Source organism: Nonomuraea sp. NPDC001684, from assembly GCF_053596515.1.
This window is the reverse complement of sequence record NZ_JBSFGJ010000607.1, coordinates 1-4,539: the sequence shown is the minus strand read 5'-3', so window position 1 is coordinate 4,539 and position 4,539 is coordinate 1. Positions and strand designations below refer to the sequence as shown.

Below are 4,539 nucleotides of genomic sequence, written 5' to 3'. Positions count from 1 at the left end.
CTTGGAGAACACCACGAACGCGCCGCCGTGGTAGCGGGAGATGACGCAGAACACGATCGGCCCGTCGAAGTTGACGATCGCCCGGCCGATCTCCGCGCCGTACTCCAGCTGGAGCTTGCGCATCGACTCGGGCGAGCCGTCGAAGCCGGACAGGTTCGCCAGCACGACCAGCGGCCGGTTGCCGGAGGCCGCGTTGATCGCCCGCGCGGTCTTCTTCGACGAGCGCGGGAACAACGTGCCGGCCGTGTACGAGTCGGGCCCGTCCGCGGGCGGGAAGCCGCGCCGCGGCACCGGCCGTGACTCGATGCCGATCAGGCAGACCGGCCGGCCGCCGATGTGCACGTCCTGGACGGCCGAGGTGTCGGCGTCGGCCATGCCCGCCCAGCGTTCCAGCACCGGGTGGTCCTGGTCGGACAGGGCGCGCATCACGGTGCGGATGTCGAACGGCTTCTTGCGGTCGGGGTTGTGCTCGGCGGAGAAGATCTGGCCGACGGTGGTGAAGTCGCTGCCCGCCACGGCGTGCGGGTAGTCGCGGACGTCCCGGTCGGCCGGGTCGGCGGTCGGGGCCCGCCGGGGGCCGTTCTCACCGGGCACGACGTAGGTGTGGTCGTAGTGGGCCATCAGCACGTCGCGGGCGGCCGGCAGGTTGGGCGCCCAGTACTGGGCCTGGCCGTTGGGCCCCATGACGCGGTCGTAGCCGCCGATGCCGAAGTTGTCCTCGGCCGACACGCCGCCGGAGAAGTCGAGGGACTGCTTGCCGGTGAGCACCATCGCCGAGTCGGGGGTCATCACCAGGATGCCCTTGGTGTGCATGAGCATCGTCGCCTCGGCGTTCCAGTACGGCTGCGCCCCCACGGTGATCCCCGCGACCACGATGTTGATCTCGCCGCCGGCCTGGGTGAAGGTGACGATGCGCTTGAGCGCCGCCGCCACCCAGTCCATGTTCTCGGTGCCCGAGGTCATCGAGATCCGGGCGCCGGCCGACAGCGCGAACCACTCCAGGGGCACGCGCATGCGCTCGGCCAGGTCGAGCGCGGCGATCACCCGCGAGCACTCCGGCTCCGACAGCGCGCCCAGCGCCTTGGTCGGGTCGCCGAGCAGCACCACCCGGGTGACGCCTTCGGGGTGGCGGGCGGTCGGCGTGGTGACCACGCCGGCCACGATCGCCGCGGAGTTGTTGCCCTTGGGCCGGTCGACCGGGACGAGCACGCCGTCGGCGTCGAGGTCGTGCTCGACGAAGCGGCCCTGCGGGCCGGCGAGCAGGCCGGTCAGCTCGTAGGGGTAGGCGTTGCCGCGCCGGGCGGCGCGCAGCACCTTCTGGCGGTAGTCGTCGAGCGGCTGGACCGGCTCGTCGGACGGCTTGCCGACGTGCAGGCTGGCGCCGTGGCCGGGGCCGAGCGTGATGCGCACGGCGACCTCGCTCAGCTCGCCCGAGGGGGTGCGCTGGCGGGCCACGAACTGGACCTCCTCCAGCCCGGCGCCCGCCGTGGTCGGCAGGATGCGCTGGACCAGCATGTTGAGCTCGTCGGTGGTCAGCTCGGTCGAGGGCCAGACGTACATCATGATGCGGTTGGTGTCGAAGCGCTTGTTCTGGGGGCGCTGGGCCTGGATGTTGCGGATCGCGTCGAGGCCGGCGTTGAGTGCGTCCTCGACGGCGGGCAGCGCGACCAGGCGGCCGTCTGCCTCGCGCAGCGGCGTCAGGTCGCGGACCTGGCCCATGGCGATGAGCCGCTCGTCGGCCGGGTTGCTCTTGGCGACGGCCTTGAACAGGTAGAGCTCCTCGTCGACCGAGGGCAGCCGGGTGAGGTCGAACTCCTGGAGCCGGTGCAGTTGCAGGCGCTGGGCGATCTGCGGGTGCAGGCCGCGGATCAGGCGGTCCTCGGCGAAGCCCGCGCCGTCGGGGCGGAAGGTGAAGTGGTGGTGCATGACCGCGCCGCTGGTGCCCACGACGGTGGTGGTGATCCGCCGTACGCCCGCGATCTGCGGGCGCTCGGCCAGGACCTGCCCGAGCCGTACGGCCATCTCCTCGGCGTCGGGCTGGTCGTCCCAGGTGAGGTAGAGGTCGGCGACGAGCCCGCGCCCGCCCACCCCCTCGGCCAGCGCGCCGACGGCGTCGATGGCGGCGGGCAGGGCGGCGATGTCGACGGCGGTGGTGACCAGGCGGGTCACGCCGCGCGGGCCGGTGTGCTCGGCGGTGACGAACCGGCAGCCCGCGCTGTCGCGGGTGGTGACCTGCGCCAGCCCACGGTTGCCGTAGTAGCGGCGGGTCAGGACCTCCAGCAGGGGCGCGAGGTCGCGTTCTGGCCGGCCGATGCGCTGGCCGAGCAGCCGGACGAGCGGCTCGGAGCTGGCCACCATGGCCTGGATGCGCTCGGCGCGGTCGGGCGCGTCGGGGTCGCGGTCGAGGTGGCGCAGCTCGTCGCGGACGGCGGCGTAGACCTTGGCGCGGTTGCGGCGCAGCAGCGGCTGGGCGAACCAGCGGAACACGACGCCGCGGGCCAGGTCGGCGACCACGGGGAAGCGCACCTGCGTGGCCTCGACCAGGTGCTCCAGGGCGAGCCCGGCCCGCTCGCCGAGCGACTCGCGCGGCGGCGCGCCGGCCAGCCAGGTGCGCAGCAGCTCCGACACGACGGCGACGCCGGCGGTCATCCGCTGCTGGGCCAGGAAGATCCGGAAGACCGCGGCCTCCAGCTCCGGGGTGCGGTCGAGCTCCTCGACGCCGTAGTGCCTGAGCATGCGCCGCAGCTTGGCCTGGAACGCCTCCGGCAGGCCGGCGCGCTCGACGTCGAGGCTCTGCAGGTAGCTGTGGAAGTACTCGCGCGGGCTGTGCACCGGGCTGCCCGGCTCGACGTCGAGCTCGCCGCCCGGCTTGTTGCGGCTCAGCTCGGACAGGTCGGCGAAGACGGTGAGCAGGTCGAGCTCGCCCTCGATCACGCGGTCGTCGAGCTCGGCCCGCGCGGCCAGGTAGCCTGACAACATGCGGGTGCGCTCGTGGCGGTCGGCGTCGAAGCCGAGCAGCAGCTCGCGCAGGTCCTGGACGCCGCGCTCGGCCTGTTCGGCGGCGGAGGCCCGCGGCGGGGCGGCGGGCAGGTCGATCTCGGCGGCGCCCGTCGTGGCGGCGGCCTGCTCGGCCTCGGCGCCGGCGAGGGGTTCCAGGCGCATCAGCGGCGCGCCGGCCTCGACCTGGCTGCCGACCGAGACGCCGCACTCGCGGACGCGGGCGCGGAACGGCGCGCGCAGCACCGTCTCCATCTTCATGCTCTCCAGCACCAGGATCGGCGCGCCCGCCTCGACCTCGTCGCCGGCCGACAGGGGCGTCGCCACCACCAGCGCGGGCGCGGGCGAGCGGACGACGCCGCCCTCGTCGCGGCTGATGCGGTGGGTGACGCCGTCGACCTCGACCAGGTGGATCGGGCCGTGGGTGGCCGACATCAGGCGGAAGCGGCGGCCGTTGACGGTGATGCGGCCGGCGTGCTCGTCGAAGCGGTCGATCTCGACGTCGAGCGGATGGGAGCGGTCGCCGTCGGAGATGCCGACGCGGAAGCGCCGCTGCCCGGCCCTGGCCACCGTGAGCCGGTAGCCGGCGCCGCGGAGCTTGAGGGTCAGCGGGCGGCCGGTCTCGTGCTGCACCTGCGGGCGCCCGCCGTGGGCGGTGGCCAGCAGCCGGTTGCGGCTGACCTCCTCCTCGTCCTGGTACGCCTCGATCGCGGCGGCGGCCAGGGCGACCGCGGAGTGGCGGTGGCTGACCAGGCGGCCCTCGGCGCGTACGCGGTCGATCCAGCCGGTGTCGGCGACGGCGTCGATCACCTCGGGCTGGTCGAGCAGGTCGAGCACGAAGCTCTTGTTGGTGGCGCCGCCCTCGATGATCACGGTGGTGGCGGCCATCGCGCGGCGCAGGCGGGCCAGGGCCTGCTCGCGGTCGCGGCCGTAGGCGATGATCTTGGCGATCATCGAGTCGAAGTCGGCGGGGATGGTGTCGCCCTCGCTGACGCCGGTGTCGACGCGGATGCCGGGCCCGGCGGGCAGCACCAGGCGGGCGATGCGGCCCGGCGCGGGGGCGAAGTCGCGGTCGGGGTCCTCGGCGTTGAGCCGGGCCTCCACGGCGTGGCCGCTCTCGGCCGGCCGGGGGCCGTCCAGGCGACCGCCGGCGGCGACGTGCAGCTGCAGCCGGACCAGGTCGGTGCCGGTGGTCAGCTCGGTGATCGGGTGCTCGACCTGGAGCCGGGTGTTGACCTCCAGGAAGGCGAACATCTTGTCGCCCGGGTGGTAGAGGAACTCGACGGTGCAGGCGCCGCGGTAGCCGACGGCCACGGCGAGCCGCGCGGCCGACTCCTTCAGCTCGTCGGCCTGGTCGCCGGTCAGGACCGGGGAGGCGGACTCCTCGATGATCTTCTGGTTGCGCCGCTGCACCGAGCAGTCGCGCACGCCCAGCGCCCACGCGGTGCCCTGGCCGTCGGCGATGACCTGCACCTCGACGTGGCGGGCGCCGGTGACCAGGCGCTCCAGGAAGACCACGCCCGAGCCGAACGCGCGCTCGGC

At 73.9% G+C, this 4,539-nt stretch carries 1 protein-coding gene; it reads right to left on the bottom strand.

What is annotated here, in order from left to right; genetic code table 11:
• A partial coding sequence (locus tag ACWCSD_RS48360; RefSeq protein ID WP_449925860.1) for an ATP-binding protein occupies positions 1-4,539 on the bottom strand: 4,539 nt, incomplete at both ends.